At 73.1% G+C, this 18,281-nt stretch carries 16 protein-coding genes; 6 read left to right on the top strand and 10 right to left on the bottom strand.

The window, feature by feature from the left end; translation table 11 throughout:
• The first annotated feature begins 437 nt into the window (after nucleotides 1–437).
• Both SSP29_RS05605 and SSP29_RS05600 read left to right on the top strand, forming a co-directional pair.
• Nucleotides 438–2,372, top strand: coding sequence for an ABC transporter permease (locus SSP29_RS05605; protein ID WP_089099316.1), 1,935 nt, complete (start codon nucleotides 438–440; stop codon nucleotides 2,370–2,372).
• Nucleotides 2,373–2,374: 2 nt separating this feature from the next.
• Nucleotides 2,375–3,325 carry an ABC transporter substrate-binding protein gene (locus SSP29_RS05600; protein WP_089099315.1) on the top strand — a complete coding sequence of 317 codons (951 nt, stop codon included), beginning with the start codon at nucleotides 2,375–2,377 and terminating at the stop codon, nucleotides 3,323–3,325.
• Nucleotides 3,326–3,418: 93 nt separating this feature from the next.
• Here the strand turns inward: SSP29_RS05600 and SSP29_RS05595 are convergent, their stop codons facing one another.
• Together SSP29_RS05595 and SSP29_RS05590 are read right to left on the bottom strand one after the other, a co-directional pair.
• Nucleotides 3,419–4,129 carry an isocitrate lyase/PEP mutase family protein gene (locus SSP29_RS05595; RefSeq protein WP_089099314.1) on the bottom strand — a complete coding sequence of 237 codons (711 nt, stop codon included), beginning with the start codon at nucleotides 4,127–4,129 and terminating at the stop codon, nucleotides 3,419–3,421.
• On the bottom strand, nucleotides 4,126–4,623 hold the full coding sequence (locus SSP29_RS05590; RefSeq protein ID WP_089099313.1) for a carboxymuconolactone decarboxylase family protein: 498 nt from the start codon (nucleotides 4,621–4,623) through the stop codon (nucleotides 4,126–4,128). The genes SSP29_RS05595 and SSP29_RS05590 overlap by 4 nt, the downstream gene beginning before the upstream one ends.
• A 47-nt stretch (nucleotides 4,624–4,670) precedes the next feature.
• On the opposite strand from SSP29_RS05590, the gene pdxR reads away from it, so the two are divergent.
• Nucleotides 4,671–6,107, top strand: a complete 1,437-nt coding sequence (gene pdxR, locus SSP29_RS05585; RefSeq protein ID WP_089099312.1) for a MocR-like pyridoxine biosynthesis transcription factor PdxR — start codon at nucleotides 4,671–4,673, stop codon at nucleotides 6,105–6,107.
• A 64-nt stretch (nucleotides 6,108–6,171) separates the two neighbouring features.
• Entirely contained in the window at nucleotides 6,172–6,657 is a 486-nt protein-coding gene (locus tag SSP29_RS05580) for a carboxymuconolactone decarboxylase family protein (RefSeq protein WP_089099311.1), read from the top strand.
• Nucleotides 6,658–6,837: 180 nt separating this feature from the next.
• Here the strand turns inward: SSP29_RS05580 and SSP29_RS05575 are convergent, their stop codons facing one another.
• From SSP29_RS05575 to SSP29_RS05550, 6 genes are read right to left on the bottom strand one after another with little or no spacing between them, the layout of a single operon-like run.
• The gene (locus tag SSP29_RS05575) at nucleotides 6,838–7,632 is read right to left on the bottom strand and encodes an aminotransferase class IV (RefSeq protein ID WP_089099310.1); all 795 of its coding nucleotides are present in this window, start codon (nucleotides 7,630–7,632) and stop codon (nucleotides 6,838–6,840) included.
• A gap of 25 nt (nucleotides 7,633–7,657) precedes the next feature.
• Entirely contained in the window at nucleotides 7,658–8,875 is a 1,218-nt protein-coding gene (locus tag SSP29_RS05570) for an FAD-dependent monooxygenase (protein ID WP_089099309.1), read from the bottom strand.
• On the bottom strand, nucleotides 8,872–10,422 hold the full coding sequence (locus SSP29_RS05565; protein ID WP_089099308.1) for a class I adenylate-forming enzyme family protein: 1,551 nt from the start codon (nucleotides 10,420–10,422) through the stop codon (nucleotides 8,872–8,874). Before SSP29_RS05565 ends, SSP29_RS05570 begins: the two co-directional genes overlap by 4 nt.
• A gap of 38 nt (nucleotides 10,423–10,460) precedes the next feature.
• Complete coding sequence (locus SSP29_RS05560) at nucleotides 10,461–11,969, bottom strand: benzoate-CoA ligase family protein (protein WP_089099307.1); 1,509 nt, start codon at nucleotides 11,967–11,969, stop codon at nucleotides 10,461–10,463.
• A complete protein-coding gene (gene pabB / locus SSP29_RS05555) occupies nucleotides 11,966–14,230 on the bottom strand; it encodes an aminodeoxychorismate synthase component I (RefSeq protein ID WP_089099306.1) in 2,265 nt (754 codons plus the stop codon). The genes SSP29_RS05560 and pabB overlap by 4 nt, the downstream gene beginning before the upstream one ends.
• Before the next feature lie 30 nt (nucleotides 14,231–14,260).
• Nucleotides 14,261–14,848 (bottom strand): putative antibiotic biosynthesis monooxygenase, encoded by a 588-nt coding sequence (locus SSP29_RS05550; protein WP_089099305.1) that lies wholly within the window; start codon nucleotides 14,846–14,848, stop codon nucleotides 14,261–14,263.
• Nucleotides 14,849–15,055: 207 nt separating this feature from the next.
• Between SSP29_RS05550 and SSP29_RS05545 the strand changes: the two genes are divergently transcribed.
• On the top strand, nucleotides 15,056–15,844 hold the full coding sequence (locus tag SSP29_RS05545; RefSeq protein ID WP_089099304.1) for a DUF3050 domain-containing protein: 789 nt from the start codon (nucleotides 15,056–15,058) through the stop codon (nucleotides 15,842–15,844).
• 32 nt (nucleotides 15,845–15,876) lie between these two features.
• On the opposite strand, the gene SSP29_RS05540 is transcribed toward SSP29_RS05545, so the two are convergent.
• Nucleotides 15,877–16,746: an alpha/beta fold hydrolase gene (locus SSP29_RS05540; RefSeq protein ID WP_089099303.1), complete on the bottom strand. Its 870-nt coding sequence runs from the start codon at nucleotides 16,744–16,746 to the stop codon at nucleotides 15,877–15,879.
• 144 nt (nucleotides 16,747–16,890) lie between these two features.
• Between SSP29_RS05540 and SSP29_RS05535 the strand changes: the two genes are divergently transcribed.
• A complete protein-coding gene (locus SSP29_RS05535; protein WP_245883015.1) occupies nucleotides 16,891–17,415 on the top strand; it encodes a CGNR zinc finger domain-containing protein in 525 nt (174 codons plus the stop codon).
• Between the two features lie 30 nt (nucleotides 17,416–17,445).
• On the opposite strand, the gene SSP29_RS05530 is transcribed toward SSP29_RS05535, so the two are convergent.
• Nucleotides 17,446–18,273, bottom strand: coding sequence for a DMT family transporter (locus SSP29_RS05530; protein WP_089099302.1), 828 nt, complete (start codon nucleotides 18,271–18,273; stop codon nucleotides 17,446–17,448).
• Nucleotides 18,274–18,281: the final 8 nt, after the last annotated feature.

The raw sequence follows: 18,281 nt of genomic DNA, 5'->3' as shown, positions 1-18,281 counted from the left end.
TTCCCCGCGCCCCTGGGTGGGGATGCGCAGCGTTCGCTGGAAGGTCCCGCAGCCGGGGGCGGTCCTTCGGCCGCGGGCGGTCGTGGGCCGGTCGCGCAGTTCCCCGCGCCCCTGGGTGGGGATGCGCAGCCCTCGCAGGAAGGCACCCCAGCCGCCGACACCGCCCGAGCCACGGGCGTCGCCGACACCGCCCGAGCCACGGGCGTCGCCGACACCGCCCCAGCCACGGGCGTCGCCGACACCGCCCGAGCCACGGGCGTCGCCGACACCGCCCGAGCCACGGGCGTCGCCGACACCGCCCCAGCCACGGGCGTCGCTGACACCGACTCAGCCGCGGGCAGTCGTGCCGCTGGGGCGGCACGGGTGGGCGCGGCGGCACCCCGCGGGCGCGGGCAAGTGAAACCCCCTGCCGCGCGCACCAGTCCGGAGGGCGTCTGATGGCAACGATCACTGTCCCGAGCCCTCGTCGAGTGGCGCTCCCCACCAGCCGAGCCGCCCGCAAGCTCCTCACCCTGGCCGTGGCCGCCGCGATCCTCGTCCCCCTCGCCAACTCCCGCGGGGCGTCCGCCGCCTGGCCCCACCACCTCACCGTCGGCCTCGCCTCCCCCCTCTCCTCCGCCAGCAACTGGGTCATCGACAACCGCGACACCCACCCCCTCTTCCTCTACTTCTTCGGCTACATCAGCAACGCCGTCGTCCTCACCGTCCGCGCCGTCTACCTCGCCCTCCTCGCCGCGGGCTGGCCCGGTGTCACCGTGCTCGCCGCCGCCGTCGCCCATCGCGTCGCGGGGACCAGGCTCGCCGTCGCAACGGCCGCCGCCTTCCTCGCCTGCGGTGCCCTCGGCATGTGGGTGCCGACGATGCAGACCCTCGCGCTGATGGTCGTGGCCGTGCTCGCGTCCGTCGCGGTCGGTTTCGTCCTCGGCCTCGGTGCCGGTCTCTCCGACCGGCTGCACCGCGCCCTGCGCCCGGTCCTCGACACCATGCAGGTGCTGCCCGCCTTCGCCTACCTCCTCCCCGTCGTCCTGGTCTTCGGCATCGGCGTCCCCGCGGCCGTCCTCGCCACCGTCGTCTACGCCGCCCCGCCCATGGCCCGGCTCACCGCCCTCGGCCTGCGCGGCGCCGACCCCGAAGTCCTGGAGGCCGTGGAGTCGTTGGGGGCCACGAGCCGGCAGCGACTGCTGACCGCCCGTCTTCCGCTGGCCCGCAGGGAACTCCTCCTCGGCCTCAACCAGACGATCATGATGGCGTTGTCGATGGCGGTCATCGCCTCCGTGATCGGCGCCGGCGGCCTCGGCGACCGCGTCTACCAGGCGCTCGCCTCGGTCGACGTCGGCGCGGCCCTCGCCGCCGGTATCCCGATCGTGCTCCTCGCGGTCGTCCTGGACCGCATCACCGCGGCGGCGGGCGACCGCGGCGACACCCGGCAGGCTCCCGTCGGCCTCCTGTACGCCCTCGCCGCCACCGTCGCCGTCGCGCTCGCCGCCCGGCTCCTCGGCCGCCTCGACTGGCCCGCCGCCTGGACCCTGGACTTCGCCGAACCGGTCAACCGCGCCGTCGACTGGATGACCGCCCACCTGTACTCGGGCGTGCCGGTCGTCGGCGGTACGGCGGACTGGGCGGGGCACTTCACCACCTGGGTCCTCGACCCTCTCCGGGACGGGCTGCAGTGGCTGCCCTGGTGGGCGGTGCTGCTGGTCGTCGCCGCCCTGGCCTGGCTGATCGGCACCTGGCGCACCGCGCTCACCGCCGTCCTCGCGATGGCCGCGATCGGCGTGCTGGGGGTGTGGGAGCCGGCGCTGGACACGCTGTCCCAGGTGCTCGCGGCTGTCGCCGTGACGCTCGTGCTCGGCTTCGCGACCGGCGTCGCCGCCGCCCGCAGCGACCGGGTAGAGCGCGCGCTGCGGCCCGTCCTGGACGTCTTCCAGACCATGCCGCAGTTCGTGTACCTGATCCCGGTCGTCGCGTTGTTCGGCGTCGGCCGGGCGCCCGCCGTGGCCGCCGCCGTCGTCTACGCGCTGCCGGCCGTCGTACGGATCACCGCGCAGGGGCTGCGCCAGGTGGACCCGGCCGCCCTGGAGTCCGCGCGCTCGCTCGGCGCGACCGGGCGCCAGCAGCTGTGGCAGGTCCAGCTCCCGCTCGCCCGGCCCGCGCTGCTGCTCGCCCTCAACCAGGGTGTGGTGCTCGTCCTCGCCGTCGTCATCATCGGCGGGCTGGTGGGCGGTGGCGCCCTCGGCTACGACGTCGCCCTCGGTCTCGCCCAGGGCGACCTGGCCACCGGGCTGGTCGCCGGTGCCGCCATCGTCTGCCTGGGGCTGATGCTCGACCGGGTCACCCAGCCCACGGAACGCCGTACGGGGAAGGGAGCGTGACCATGCGCCGCATCACGATCACGGCCGCCTCCGCACTGCTGGTCCTCGCGACCGGGTGCGGTGCCGCCGACATGACCAAGCAGGCCTCGCCGTTCGCCGACGCGCGGGGGGCGAAGACCGTGACCCTGTCCGTGCAGTCCTGGGTCGGCGCGCAGTCCGATGTCGCCGTCGCCCAGTACATCCTGGAGCACAAGCTGGGCTATCGCGTCGACACCGTGCAGGTCGACGAGGTACCCGCGTGGGACGCGCTCAGCCAGGGACGCGTCGACGCGATCCTGGAGGACTGGGGGCACCCGGACCAGGAGAAGCGGTACGTCGAGGAGAAGAAGACCATCAGCCGCGCGGGGGACCTCGGGGTCACCGGGCACATCGGGTGGTTCGTGCCGACCTATCTCGTCAGGCAGCACCCGGACATCACGGACTGGAAGAACCTGAACAAGTACGCCTCCCTCTTCCGCACCGCGGAGAGCGGCGGCAAGGGGCAGCTGCTCGACGGCTCGCCGTCGTACGTCACCAACGACAAGGCGCTGGTCAGCAACCTGAAGCTGGACTACCAGGTCGTCTTCGCCGGTTCCGAGGCCGCCCAGATCACCCAGATCAAGCAGTTCGCCAAGGAGAAGAAGCCCTTCCTGACGTACTGGTACGCGCCGCAGTGGCTGTTCAAGAAGGTGCCCATGACGGAGGTGCGGCTCCCGGCGTACCAGGAGGGCTGCGACGCCGACGCGGGCAAGGTCGCCTGCGCCTATCCGCACACCCCGCTGCAGAAGTACCTCAACACCGGCTTCGCGCACAGCGGCGGCCGGGCCGCGGCCTTCCTGAAGAAGTTCCGGTGGACGACCGAGGACCAGGACCAGGTCTCCCTGCTGATCGCCGACCGGAAGCTGAGCCCTCAGGAGGCCGCGAAGACGTGGGTGGAGAGCCATCCGTCGGTGTGGAAGAAGTGGCTCTCCTAGGCCAGGCCCTCCTGGACCAGGACCTGCTGGACCAGGACCTGCTGGACCAGGACCTGCTGGACCAGGACCTGCTGGACCAGGACCTGCTGGATCCTAGGCCAGTACCTGTTGGACCGACCGCAGTGCCAGCCGCAGCAGTCCCGGGCCGAACGTGATCCTCGTGGCGCCGAGTTCGCCGAGCTCGGCGGGCGCGGGGCTCGCGCCGTCCGGGCGGGCGTACATGTTCAGCGGGCCCTCGACACCGGAGCGGAGGAGGGGGAGTACGGCGGTCGGGGCCTCGATCGGGTAGACGCAGTCGGCGCCGGCCGCCACGTACAGCGCGGCCCGCTCGATCGTCCGGTCGGGGTCGGCGACCCCGCGTGCGAAGGTGTCGACGCGGGCGTTGAGGAAGAGCCGGTCACCGGCCGCCGAACGGACCTCGGCGAGCCACTCGGCGTGCTCGTGCGGGTCCTTGAGGACGCCCCCGGCGGAGTCCTCCAGGTTGCAGCCGACCGCCCCGGCCTCCAGCAGCCGCTCGACCAGCTCCTTCGGCGCCAGCCCGTAGCCGTCCTCCACGTCCGCGGACACCGGCACCTCAACGGCCCGCGTGATCCGCGCGACCGCCGCGAACATCTCCGCCGCCGGGGTCTCGCCGTCCGCGTACCCCAGACTCGCCGCGACCCCGGCGCTGGGCGTCGCCAGCGCCGGGAAACCGGCCGCCACCAGGGCCCGGGCGCTCGCCGCGTCCCACGGGCCGGGCAGGACCAGAGGGTCACCGGGCGGGCGCCCGTGATGCAGGGCCCGGAAGGCGTCGGCCTTGCTCACCCGTGCTGCCCCGGCGTGTAGTGCCCGGGGACCATCCGGGTCGTCACGGCGAACCGGTTCCAGGAGTTGATCACGATGATCGAGGCGATCAGCTGCGTCAGCTGCACCTCGTCGAACTGCTTGGCGGCCCGCTCGTAGACCTCGTCCGGCACGAAGCCGTCGGTCAGCACGGTGACCGCCTCGGTCAGCTCGATCGCCGCGATCTCCTGCTCGGTGTAGAAGTGCTTCGACTCCTCCCACGCGCTGAGCTGAACGATGCGCTGGATGCTCTCGCCCGCCGCGAGCGCGTCCTTGGTGTGCATGTCGAGGCAGTACGCACAGTGGTTGAGCTGCGAGGCGCGGATCTTCACCAGCTCGAACAGCTTGGCGTCCAGCCCCTTACGAGCGGCCCCGTCCAACCGGACCATCGCCTTGTAGACCTCGGGCGCGTGCTGGGCCCAGGGGAGGCGGGGGGTGTGCTCGGGGGCGTACTCGGCGTTTTCCTGATTGCTCATGATGCCGACACTAGGTGCCAGGCAGCCCAGGGGTATGGTCCATTTCCATGGAGAAAACGTGGGCCACTCGGGCTGCCCGGGCCACTCTGGGCATCGATCTCCACCTGGAGCCGGCCGCCGGTCCGGGCCTGCGCCGGGGCCTGACCGACGCCCTGCGCGAGGCCGTGCGCAGCGGCCGGCTGCTCCCCGGCACCCGGCTGCCCTCCTCCCGCTCGCTCGCCGCCGACCTGGCCATCGCCCGCAACACCGTCGCCGACGCCTATGCCGACCTGGTCGCCGAGGGCTGGCTCACCGCCCGGCAGGGCTCCGGCACCCGGGTCGCGACGGGCGTGGTGCCGGTGCGGCAGGCGGAGACCCCCGCGGGTACGTCCGCCCACCGGCCCGCCTACGACCTGCGGGCCGGCTTCCCCGACGTCTCCGCCTTCCCGCGCACCGAGTGGCTCAGGGCCGCCCGCCGCGCCCTCACCGCCGCACCCAACGAGGCCTTCGGCTACGGCGATCCACGCGGCCGCGCCGAACTGCGCACCGCGCTCGCCGCCTACCTCGCCCGCGCCCGGGGGGTCCGCGCCGACCCCGAACGCATCGTGATCTGCGCCGGGTTCGCACACGGCCTGAGCCTGCTCGGCCGGCTGCTGCGGGACCGCGGGGCGGACACGGTCGCCGTGGAGTCGTACGGCCTCGACGAGCACTGGCAGCTGCTGACGGCGGCCGGTCTCCGCCAGGTCCCGCTGCCCTTCGACGAACTCGGCACGGACACCCGGGAGTTGACCCAGGGGTCGGCCGCCGTACTGCTGACCCCCTCCCACCAGTTCCCGATGGGCGTACCGCTGCACCACGACCGGCGGGCGGCCGTCGTGGAGTGGGCGCGGCGCACCGGCGGCCTGGTCCTGGAGGACGACTACGACGGCGAGTTCCGCTACGACCGCCGGCCCGTCGGCGCCCTCCAGGGCCTCGCCCCCGACGAGGTGGTCTACCTGGGCACCGCCAGCAAGTCCCTGGCGCCGGGGCTGCGGCTGGCCTGGATGGTGCTGCCGCCGGCCGTGGCCCGGGAGGTCACGGCGGCCAAGGGCGGCGTGGACACCTGCGGGGCGCTGGACCAGCTGACGCTGGCCGAGTTCATCGTCTCCGGCGCCTACGACCGCCACGTCCGCGCGGCCCGCTCCCGCTACCGGCGGCGCCGGGACGCCCTCGTCCGGGCCCTCGCCGAGCGCGCCCCGGCGATCCGGGTCACCGGCATCGCGGCGGGCCTGCACGTTGTGCTGCGGCTGCCGCCCGGTACCCAACGCCGGGTGATCCGCGCCGCCGAGGCCCGAGGCCTCGCCGTCGAGGGACTCGTCCCGCGTCACCGCCACCCCGAGGCCGCCGTCGAGGCCCCGGACGCCCTCGTCCTCGGCTACGGCACCCCGCCCGACCACGCCTGGTCGGGAGCGCTGGACATCCTGTGCGCGGTGCTGTCCGACCCGGCTGTGACCGGCGTCGCCTGAATTCCCCGGCAACGGCTCCCGTGATCGGCCCCCGTAATTCAATTACGGAGGCTAGAGTCTTCTTATGAGCAATGGCGATCAGATTTCCCGCGTGGCCCTCAAGAAAATCACCCCGGACGTCTCCTCGGCCATGGGTTCCCTGCATGCCGCCGCCGTCGCCGCGGCCCAGGACGCCAAGGTCGAACCGGAAATCCTCGAACTCGTCAGAATACGCGCCTCCCAGCTGAACGGCTGCGCGTTCTGCCTCGACATGCACACGAAGGACGCTCGCGCGCAGGGCGAGACCGAGCAGCGCATCTACGCCCTGAACGCGTGGCGGGAGACCCCCTTCTTCACCGAACGGGAGCGTGCCGCACTGGCGTTGACCGAGGCGGTCACCCTTGTCGCCGACGGTCACGTACCGGACGACGTCTACGCGGAGGCCGCCGGGGTCTTCGACGAGGCCCAGCTGGCGGCGCTCGTCTGGGCGGCGACCGTCATCAACGCGTACAACCGGATCGCCATTGCGACGCGGATGGTGCCGGGGGCTTATCAGCCCAAGCGGAATTAAGGGGCGGGCCGAAAAGAAGAAACCTCATGTCCGGCCCGGCGAAATAATGCCGGGCCGGTTTTGATTGGCGTTGCGTTGGGCCGGTAGTTTTTCGGCTGCGGGTGCGTGGGGGCTGGTCGCGCCCACGCGGCGGAGCCGCATATCGATACAGCCCCGCGCCCCTAAAAGAAGGGGCGCTACTCAGCCGCTTCTCTCCAGAGGCTCCAGTGCCTCCCCGTCCAGCCACTCCCGCCACTCCGGCGCCCGTGCCGCCGCGCCGATCCCCGTCGGCCCTCCCACCCAACGCGTCACCGGTCTGAGCCCGTGCAGGGAGTTCACCAGCCACACCTCGCGGTCCGCCAGTTCGGCGAGGGTCCGTTCGCGGTGGGCTACGCGGATGCCGGTGCGCTCCGCGCGCTCCTGGATCAGGGCGAGGGTCACCCCGGGGAGCACCGGCAGCCGAGGCGGTGGCAGGCACAGGGTGTCGTTCTCCCACCAGAGGACGCTCGTGGTGGCCGCCTCAAGGACCACTCCGGACGGCCCCACCAGCACCGCCTCCTGGGCCCCCGCCTCGACCGCCCGCGCCCGCAGCCGGGCCAGGGTGTCCAGGTCGGGGCCCTTGCGGCGGGGCAGGATACGCGGGTCGGGCTGGCCGACCGCCCAGACCTCGACCTCCGAGCCGAGCGGCGGCGCGTGCCGCAGCCGCAACCTCACGTGGTGGGGCGTGAGCTCGACGCGGGGGAACCACTCGCCGGTGCGGGGCAGCGCGGCCGTCATGTCCCGCCAGAACTCCAGCAGCTGGTACGCCGGCGGCCCGTCGCACTCGCCGCAGGACCGCACGAAGCGGTCCCGGTGCCGGTCCAGGCCGCGCACCCTGCCGTCCCGCACCAGCCAGGAGTCCGCGACCAGCAGCGGTTCGTCCGCGTCCGCGACGGGCCGCAGCCCGGCACGCGGCGACCACGTCAGCAGGCCTTCGGCCACGGCCGGTGGTGTCATGACTCCTCCTTCTCCCTCGCCGCGCTCAGTATTTCCGGCCCGCCAGCGCCGGTGCCCCGCCCCGCGGTCCGTACGGCGCGTGCTCCAGCCAGGATCCGCAGGACGGCAGGACCGGTGCCAGCGCCGCCGCCGCGCGCTGCCGCAGCCGTACGATCCGCCGCCGGGGCCGCAGATGGTCCAGGGCGGCCCCCGCCGCCTCGCTGTTGAAAAGCGCGGCGGCCCGCCGTACCGCCGCGAAGTCCGCCACCGTGCCCTGCGCGACCGCATCTGCCGCCGCTGCCGCGACCGCATCTGCCGCCGCTGCCGCGACCGCATCTGCCGCCGCTGCCGCGTCGGCGATTCCGCTGTTCATGCCCCGCGCCCCGAAGGGCGGGAACAGATGCGCGGCCTCCCCGGCGAGCAGCACCCGCCGGTGCGGGTCGGTGAAGGAGGCCGCGACCTTGCGCAGGAAGCGGTACGTCGACACCCACAGGATCCGGTCCGCATACCCCTCGCCCACCACCCCGGGCAGCCAGCGGCGGACGGCGTCCTCGGTGCCGTACTCCTCCGTCCGGTCGTCCGCGTGGCACTGGAGGTCCACCTGGAAGCCCCCGGTGAACGGCACCCGCAGCACGGTGCGGCCGCCGACGGCGGGGTGCTCGTAGTGGAAGACCCGTTCGAGGGGCAGTTCGGCGCCCGGCCGGTCCGCCACGTCGACGACCACGTGGAAGCCCTCGCCGTGCGTGCCCTCCATGGGGATGCCGAGCCCGGCCCGGACGGCGGACCGGGCGCCGTCCGCCGCGATCACGTACCCGCACGTCAGCTCCCGGCCGTCCGCGCAGCTCAGCGACACGTCCGTGGCGGTGGTGCGGACGCCGATCACGCGCGCGTTCCACGCGAACTCCACGCCCGCCGCCGCGCACGCCTCCCGCAGGAACCGTTCGGTGTCCACCTGGCGCAGGCTGGTGAAGGGCGGCCGGCCGGACGGGGGCGGAAAGGTGCGGGAGTACACCTCCCGCCCCCGGTACAGGGTCCGTCGGGTGTGCCAGGTCCGGCCGTACGAGGTGATCTGCTCGGCGAGTCCCGGCCGCATCCCGTCGAGCAGCGCGAGGGTCTCGCGGTGCACGAACAGGGCCCGGCTGCCCGGCCGTTCGCGGTCCTCGGGGTCGGCTTCGAGGAGCAGCACCGGCAGTCCGTGCGCCCGCAGCGCGAGCGCCGCCGACAGGCCCACAGGACCGGCGCCGACCACGACGACCGGGGTCACGCGCGGACACCCGCCGCCAGCATCCGGGTGATCTCCACCCGCTTCACCTTCCAGGTCGCCGTCATCGGCAGCTCCTCGAACCGCCACTGCCGGGGCTCCGCCATCGCGGGCAGGTCGGCGGTCGCCTGCCGCCAGCGCTCCGGGTCCAGCGGCCGTTCCCCGCGCACGCACACCACCGGGACCGGCTCCCGGTCCGCGCCCGGCACGATGACCACCTCACGCAGCTCCTCCAGCCGGTCCATGAGGGTGTCCTCGACCTCCAGGTTGCTGTGCACGGAGTCGATCCGGTCGATCTCCCGGTCGATCAGGTACAGCGCGCCCAGCCGGTTCCGGTACCCCATGTCGCCCATCTGCCACCACTCGCCGTCCAGCTGCCGCTCGTACTGCTCGCGGGCGCCGAGGTAGGTGAGGATGCGGCCCCGGGTGCGGGCCTCGATCCGGCCGGGGGTGCCGGGCGCGGCCGGCAGGCCGTCGGGGCCGGTGACCCGCACGCGGGTGAAGCCGGGGATCCCGATGCCGACCCGCCGCCCGTCGGCGCGGGCCACGCTCCGCCGCGTGAACCACTGGAAGGCGACCGGCCCGGTCTCGCTCTGCCCGTACAACTGGAGCAGCCACGGGCTGCGGCGCTTCGAGGCGTCGAGCAGCCGTCGTACCGTGCGCGGGTGGATGGCGTCGAACGTCGAGCCGTACGACTTCACGCGCGACAGCGGGGCGCCGGGCGCTTCGGCCAGTTCCTCCCAGAGCACGAAGGTGTTGGGGTGGGTCTCGACGATGCCGGGGCGGTGCCGGGCCAGCATCGGGCCGACCTTCGCCGGGTCCGGGTCGGTGATCAGCAGCAGCGGGCTGCCGTAGTGCAGCAGCACGCCGAGCAGGTGGTAGAAGCGGGAGTGCACGAAGGACATGTGCAGGGCCGCGACCTCGCCGCGGGTGGGCCGGCCCATCGCCTGCTGCGGGACCAGGCGGTTCCACATGGTCTGCGGGCAGTGCACGGCGAGTTTGGGGACGCCGGTGGTGCCGGAGCTGTGGGTGATCAGGGCGGGTTCGCGCGGGTGCAGCCGGATCGCCGGCGGGACCTTGGCACCAGTGTGCTCGGTCAGGGACACCACGCCGGGCACGCTGTCCACGGTGAGCGTCTGCCGGACCAGGCCTCTGACCTCCAGGTCCGCCAGTTTCGCCCCGTCCGTGACCAGCCACGGCTGCTGCAGTCTGGTGAGCAGCTTGCCGATCGTCTCGCCGGCCAGCGCGGGGGAGAGCAGCACGGGCACCGCGCCGATCCGGGAGACCGCGCAGGTCAGCAGCACGATGTCGACGTTGTCGGTCTTGTGCACGACGACCTGCTCGGCGGGCCGCACCCCGGCTGCCCACAGCCGTGCCGACAACTCCTCGACCGCGTCGGCCAGTTCCGGGTAGCTGAGGCGGACGCCGAGGTCCGGGTGGGTGTCCAGGGGCCGGTCCAGGGTGACGAACACCCCGCCGTGCCGGTCGGCCGCCCGCCGGAAGAGCGGGCCGAGGTAGAACCCGCGGTCGCCGATGAGGGACTCCTGCATGGGGACGTTCCTTTCAGTCGGGTCGGTCGGGGCCGGGGTCACCACGCGCCCCGGCGGACCAGATGGCGGCGGAGCTTCCCGGTCGGGGTGCGGGGCAGGGAGGGCAGGAGGCTGACGCTGCGGGGGACCTTGAAGGCCGCCAGGTGCTCCCGGGCCAGCGCCAGCAGCTCGTCCTGGAGCCCGGTCGGCGCCGGGGTGGCGGCGGGGACGACGAAGGCCCGCAGCCGCCCGGTGCCGGTCGCGTCCGGGACCGCCGCCACCGCGACCTCGCGCACCGCCGGATGGGTGCGCAGCACGGCCTCCACCTCCAGCGGGGAGACGGTGATCCCGCCGACCATCTCCAGGTCGTCGGTGCGGCCCAGATGCCGGTAGGCGCCGTCGGGTTCGCGGACCGCCCGGTCACGGGTGTTCAGCCAGCCGCCGACCAGGGTGCGCGCGGTCTCCTCGGGCCGGTTGAGGTAGCCGGGCGTCACCGTCGGCCCGCGCACCCACAGCTCGCCCTCGTGGCCGTCCGGCACCGGACGCCCGTCACGGTCGCGCAGCTCCACCTCGAAGCCGGGGACGGGACGGCCGACGGTACCGGGGTGGTGGTGGCCGAGGCTGTTGGCGCAGAAGGCGTGCCCGGCCTCGGTGGAGCCGATCTGCTCAAGGACCGGCGCGCCCAGCAGCTCGGTGACCCGCTCCCCGAGCCCGTCCGGCAGGCCCTCGCCCGCCGACACGGCGGCCCGTACCGAGGCGAAGCACGCCCGGTGCCCGGTGCCCCGGTCGGCGACCAGCGCCGCGTACGCGGACGGCACCGAGTACAGCAGGGTCACCCGGTGCCGGGCGACCAGCTCGTCCACGGCGGCGGGCGCCGGGCGCCGGTCCACCAGGACCGCGCTCGACCCCGAGAACAGCGGGAAGACGAACGCGTTCCCGAAGCCGTAGGCGAAGTACAGCTTGGACACCGACAGGGTGACGTCGTCCGGGGTGACGCCGAGCAGCCGCCGCCCGATCAGGTCGTGGTACGCGGCCGGGTGGGCGTGGGTGTGGACGACACCCTTGGGGCGGCCGGTGGTGCCGGACGTGTACTGGACATACAGCGGGCTGTCCGCGTCGACCGGGTGCGCGGGCGCCGGTTCCGCGGCCGGGGCGAGTGCGAGGAACTGGTCGGCGCCGAGCCGGGGACGGTTGGCGAAACGGTCCTCCACGCCCGGTCCCGTCAGGCAGAGCACCGCCTCCGTGTCGGCGGCCATGAACGCGTGGTCGGCCGCGGGCAGTTCGGGGTTGACCAGGACGGCCACGGCACCGAGCCGGGCGACCGCGAGAAAGGCCACCACCCAGGCGATCCCGTCCGGCAGCGCGAGCACCACCCGGTCGCCGGGGGCCACCCCCTGCGCGGCGAGGACGGTGGCGGCCCGCGCCCCGAGGTCGTGCACCTCGCCGTGGGTCCAGGCGCGGTGGCCCTGGTGGAAGGCGGGACGGTCCTGCCAGCCGTGCCGCCCGGAGAGGTCGGCGACACGGGAGGCGAGGTTGGCGGTGGCGGTGAGGGCGGGTGCCTGGGTCATCGGGCGGCCTCCTCAACGGCGTCCGCCGCGGCCGGCGCCGTGTGCCCCCGCAGGGCCCGCATCTGCGCGGCCGTCTTCAGGAGCATCTCGTCGTACTCGGCGGCCGGGTCGGAGTCCAGGACGATCGCCCCGCCCGCGCCCAGCTGCATCCGGCCGCCCGCGATCACGGCCGTACGGATGACGATGTTCAGGTCCGCGCCGCCGCTGCACCCGAGGTAGCCGAGCGCCCCCGAGTACACGCCCCGGGCCTCGGTCTCCAGCGTGTCGATGATCTCCATCGTGCGCAGCTTCGGGGCGCCGGTCATCGACCCGCCCGGGAAGCAGGCGCGCACGCAGTCCACGGCGTCCGTCCCGGCCCGCAGCCGCCCGGTCACGGTGGAGACCAGCTGGTGCACGGTCGCGTACGACTCGGTGGCCATGAGGCGGGGGACCCGGACGGTTCCGGTACGGCAGACCCGGCCCAGGTCGTTGCGGAGCAGGTCGACGATCATCAGGTTCTCGGCACGGGTCTTGGCGTCCGTCGCCAGCGCGTCCCGCAGCCGCTCGTCCTCGAACGGCGTCGCCCCGCGCGGCGCGGTCCCCTTGACGGGCCTCGCCTCGGCCACCCCGTCCCGGGTGATCCGCAGGAACCGCTCCGGCGAGGAACCGGCCACGTCCAGGTCGCCGAAGCGCAGGAAGGCCGCGTACGGCGCCGGGTTGACGCGGCGCAGCTCCCGGTAGAAGGCGTACGGGTCGGGCGGGGCGGGCAGCCGGGCCGCGTCGGTCAGGCAGACCTCGTAGCTGGTGCCGGCCCGCAGCTCCCGCCCGCAGGTCTCGATGTCGGCGAGGTAGGCGGCCCGGTCGCGCACCAGCCACGGCTCGGCGGCCTCCAGGTCCGGCTCCCCGGCGGCGGGCGGGGCCTGCCGGGGCGCGGCCGGTGCCAGGAAACTGAGCTGGGCCAGCGTGTCCGCCAGCCAGTCCGCGGCCGCCCGCGCGGCCTGCGGGGTGTCCTCCGCCAGGCAGACCGCGTAGGTGACGTCCTCCTCGTGGTCCACGGCGATCAGCCGGTCGACGAACAGCCAGCAGGCGTCCGGGGTTTCGGCGCGATGCCGGTTCGGGGAGCCGCAGTCGGCCTTGGTCTCGTAGCCGAAGTAGCCGACATAGCCGCCGGTGAAGTCGAAGGGCAGCCCGTCCGCGTCCACCCGGCGGCTGCTCAACTGCCGTTTCAGATAGTCGAAGACGCTCGCGGACACCTTGCGCGCCGGCCGTCCGGCCCGCTCGACCGCACACCGTCCGGCCGTGACGTCGTACCGCACGAACTCGGCGAGCGGGCCGCTGTCGTCGCCCAGGAAGGAGAAGCGCGAGCGGCCCTCCTCGACGAGGGAGCTGTCCAGCCAGAACGCGCGGGGCGAGGCGGCGAAGAGGCGGGTGAAGGCGGCCTCCGTGTCGACGGCGCCGGCGACCTGGCGGGTGTGCAGGCGGTAGGCGGGCACGTCGCCGGGCCGCGGCCGGGGGATCGCCGTGCCGGTGCCGGTGCCGGTGCCGGAACCGGGCCGGGGCCCCGCCGTCCGGGCCGGGTGCCTCGAACGGGAGACGGCAGCCGGGACCCCGGACCCGGCCGCGCCCGCCGCGCCCGTCGCGGACCGCGGCCGGGGGATCGCCGCCTCGGCCGGCGGGACGGCGGTGTTCTTGGTACGTGCTCTGCGGGCCCGGCGGGCGGTCAGGTTGCGGAAGTTCACCAGCATGCGGTGGCCGTACTCGGTGAGCACCGACTCGGGGTGGAACTGCACGCCCCACAGCGGCCGTTCGCGGTGCCGCAGCCCCATCAGGACGCCGTCCTCGGCCCAGGCGGTGGCCTCCAGGGCGGCCGGCAGCGGCTCCTGCACCGCGAGGGAGTGGTAGCGGACGGCGGTGAAGTCCTGGGTCAGCCCCTCGAAGAGGTCCCGCCCGTCGTGCCGCACCCTGGTCAGGTGCCCGTGCCGCGGCTGCGGGGCGGGCACCACCCGGGCCCGCTCCCCGAGCGCGATGCCCTGGTGGCCCAGGCACACCCCGAGGACGGGGACCGTGGCCTCGGCGATCATCCGGGCGCTGATGCCGAAGTCACGGCCGTCGCCCGGATGCCCCGGCCCCGGAGACACCACCATGTTGTCGAACCCCGCGAGAGCGGGCGGCGCCGGCTCGTCATTGCGGATCACCACCGGTTCCTCGCCGTTGACCTCGGCGATCAGCTGGAACAGGTTGTAGGTGTACGAGTCGTAATTGTCGATGAGCAGGGTCTTCACCCGCCCACCTCCCTCGGGTCGTTCCCGGGCCTATGCGGCCCGTCGTTTGTGCCGCCCGCGCAGCGCCTGGAGCGGGGGATACAGCCATTTCTTGAAGAAACGCTGTAGTCGCGGCATGAGAATCCACGTGACAAGCGCTGTCACGCAGAGGCAGAGCACCAGAGTGCGAATGAGCGGATTGACGCCGCCGAGATAGGGCAGCACGATCAGGTTGAACATCAGGACCGGCGGAAACACCGCGCTCATGTTGATGAACCACAGTTTCCATTTCGCCGGCGGGGTCGGCGGCGGCGGTGCGGGCGGCGGCCCGGTCAGCGAGTCGAACCACGCCTTCGACCCCCGTACGCTACGACGTCCGGTGGGCCGGGCTATGCCGTCCGCGCGGATCTCCCACTCTCCGCGATCCGGGGAGTTCTCCCAGGCCAGCGCAGAGTCTTCGGTGGCGAAGCGATACACGACATGCCATTCCGCCTCCTGGTCGACTAGGACGCCGCCACCGAGGAACCCCGGCCGGCGGGCGCTCGCGCCCAGCATGGCCCACCCCCACGAATGGAAGTCGGCCTCGCGACCCGGCATCACGTGATAGGCCACGGTGACGGTGACGGGATTACTGGTCACGGTGTCCTTTACGGAATGGACACATGTCGCGTTCAAAGATTCAACGAGTTTTTTGTGTCCGGATCGTAACTCTTTATAGCGCTTTCTATGGGCTTGCCGTGGTCTGCCGTCGGCTACTTCTGGTAACTCCTCCGTAATTCCGGAAAGTGCTTGCCGGGTCGGCCGTGAAAGTTGCACGATCGCCGTCCCAGAACGAAGGAGGACGCCATGTCGAGGTACGTCTGGAATTTGACCGATGAGGGTCGACAGGCAATCGATCAAGCGCGTTCCGTGATCGAATCGGCGCGAAAAGAAGTGACCGCGCACCCGCTTTACCAGCGAATATCCGACCGGGAAGGCCTGGCCGCCTTCATGGCCCACCACGTGTTCGCGGTCTGGGACTTCATGTCCCTGCTCAAGTCGCTCCAGCGGGAGCTGACCTGCGTAGACGTCCCCTGGGTGCCCCGCGGCTCCGCGGTGGCCCGCCGGCTCATCAACGACATCGTGCTGGTCGAGGAGAGCGACGCCCTGAACGGCGGCTTCACCAGCCACTTCGAGCTGTACCGCGCGGCCATGACCGAGGCCGCGGCCGACACCGCCCCCGTCGACACCTTCGTCGCGCTTCTCGCCGAGGGCCACGACGTGCCGGCGGCCCTGCGGGTGGCCCGGGTCCCCGCCCCGGCGGCCGAGTTCGTGCGCACGACCTTCGGCATCATCGCCGACCGCCCGCTGCACTGCCGGGCCGCCGCCTTCGCCTTCTCCCGCGAGGACCTGATCCCGGACATGTTCGACCAGGTCGTCAGGGAGGAGGGCACCGACCGCTTCCCGCTCTTCCGGGACTACCTCGCCCGCCACATCGAGGTCGACGGCGAGGAGCACACCCCCATGGCCCTCCAGATGGTCGCCGACCTGTGCGGCACCGACGACCGGCGCTGGCACGAGGCCACCGAGACCGTCCTCGTCGCCCTGGAGGCCAGGTCCCGGCTGTGGGACGGGATCGTGACGGCCATGGGGTGAGTGCGCGCGGGGGCGGGGCCGCGCTCCGGGTGTCAGGCGAGGGCGCGGCCGAGGAAGTCGCGGATGTGCCCGGTGATGGTGCCGAGGTGGCTCTCCAGGGCGAAGTGGCCGGTGTCGAGGAGGTGGATCTCGGCGTCGGGCAGGTCCTGGCGGAACGCCTCCGCGCCCTCGGGGCCGAAGATCCCGTCGCCCGCGCCCCAGACCGCCAGCAGCGGGACCTGGGAGTCGCGGAAGTACTGATGGACCCGCGGGTAGAGGTCCACGTTGGCGGGGTAGTCGCGGAAGAGCCCGAGCTGGACCTCGTCGTTGCCCGGGCGGTCAAGCAGTGCCTGGTCATGAACCCAGTTGTCGGGGCTGACCAGGGTCGGGTCGGCGACTCCGTTGAGGTACTGCCAGCGGGTGCTCTCGACGCTCAGCGCGCCCCGCATCGGCGCCTCCGTCTCCGGCCCCGGGTTCGCGGCGTAGGCGAAGACGGCGGTCCAGAACGGCTTGACGAACCCCTCTTCGTAGGCGTTGCCGTTCTGCGTGATGATCGCGCTGACGCGGTCCGGTGCCCGGAGGGCGAGCCGCCAGCCGATGGGGGCGCCGTAGTCCTGCACGTACATGGCGAACCGGTCGACAGCCAGGTGCCGGAGCAGGCCGGAGGTGACGTCGGTGAGGGCGTTGAAGGTGTAGGGGAAGTCCCGCAGGGCGGGCATCGCGGACTGGCCGAACCCGATGTGGTCGGGGGCGATCACGTGATAGCGGTCGGCGAGCGCCGGGACGAGGCCGCGGAACATGTGCGAGCTGGTCGGGAAGCCGTGCAGGAGGACGACCACGGGTGCCTTCGGGTCGCCGGCCTCCCGGTAGAAGACCTCCAGGCCGTCGACGGTGGCGGTGCGGTGGTGGACTGCGATCTCCATCTTCCTAACCCTTCTGTCGATCCTGGGCGGTTATATATCCAGTCGAGCACGCCGTGTCTAACCTGTCAAGGCGGGTGAAGAGGTTAGGTGCGAGGCGGCTCGTGTAACCTGTCAAATGAATCGATACGGTTAGGAGGGGTGACGGTGGCCGACCCCGAACAGCGGGACCAGCAGGAGGCGTTGCTGCTGGAGCTCCTCAACAGCACGCCGGTGGTCAACGGCGTCGCCGAGGACCGGCTGGCGGACCCGGGGGAGGCCCGGTCCTGGCAGCGGGCGCACGGCGGCAGCGGAACCGCGGCCGAACTGCGCACTCTCGTGGCCGCTCGCGACGCCCTTCAGGAGGTGGTGCGCGGTACCCGGCCCGCCACTTCGCTGGCGCCGCTGCTGGAAGACGTCGTCTCCCGCCCGCGCCTCTCGCCGTCGGGGGTCTCATGGCAGCTGGACGCACCCGCGGAACGCCGGATGGCGGCGGCGGCGATCATGGCGTGGAGCGCGGTGCAGGAGACGATGCCCGGCCGGCTGCGGCCGTGCGCCAACCCGGAGTGCCGGCTGTTCCTCGTCGACCGCAGCAGGACCAACAAGGCCCGCTGGTGTTCGATGGCCGTGTGCGGCAACCGCATGAAGGCGAGACGCCACTACCAGCGCACCCGTGACGCCGTGGCCGACTGACGCCCCGGCGGCCTGGACGCGGCCGACCGCTCACCCTTCCTCGGCCGTGACCGGCGCCTCCCCGAACCGGCCCAGCGCCAGCGCCCCCGCCACCGCCACCGCGAAACCGAGCACCGCGAGCCAGGCCAGCCCTTCGCGCGTGCGGTCCCCGAGCCACACCACCCCCACCGCCGCCGGGCCGAGCGTCTCGCCGATGACCATGCCGGCCGTCGCCGTGGTCACCGAGCCCCGCTGGAGGGCCGAGGTCAGCAGCATGAAGGCGCCGCCGCCCCCGATCAGCAGCGCATAGGTCGCGGGGTTGGCGAGCAGCTCGGCCGGCCGCAGCGTGTCGATCAGCCGCACCGACACCTCCACCACCCCGAACCCGAACCCCGCCCCGAGGCCCAGGACCAGCGCCCGCCCCCTCCCGGTCAGCCGCCCGCCGGCCAGGCCGAGGAGCAGTACCCCCACGGCCGTCCCCAGCATCACCCACTTCAACGTCATGGTCCCGGCCCGGTCCCCCTCCGGCCCCGACGCCAGCCCCAGCATCGCGAGCCCCGCGCACACCACTCCCACCGCGGCCCACTCCATCCCGCTCAGCCGCACCCGCAGCAGCCGCGCCGCGACCACCGCCGTCACGGCGAGGCTCGACGCCAGGGCCGCGCTCACCGCGTAGATGGGGAGCGACCGCAGCGCGAGGATCTGGAACACGAACCCGAGCCCGTCCAGCCCCAGCCCGACGACATACCGCCACTGCCGCACGGCCCGCAGCAGCAGCGCGGCCTCCCCGCCGGCGCCGTCACCGGCCGCGCGCGCGGCCATCGCCTGCAGGACCGTCGCCGTACCGAAGCAGATCGCGGCCGCGAGGGCACACACCATTCCGAAGA

Origin of the sequence: Streptomyces hyaluromycini (genome assembly GCF_002217755.1) — a bacterium.
GTDB classification, from domain to species: Bacteria; Actinomycetota; Actinomycetes; order Streptomycetales; family Streptomycetaceae; genus Streptomyces; species Streptomyces hyaluromycini.
Note: the sequence above shows the minus strand (reverse complement) of the source record. Positions and strands in the feature narration are given on the sequence as shown.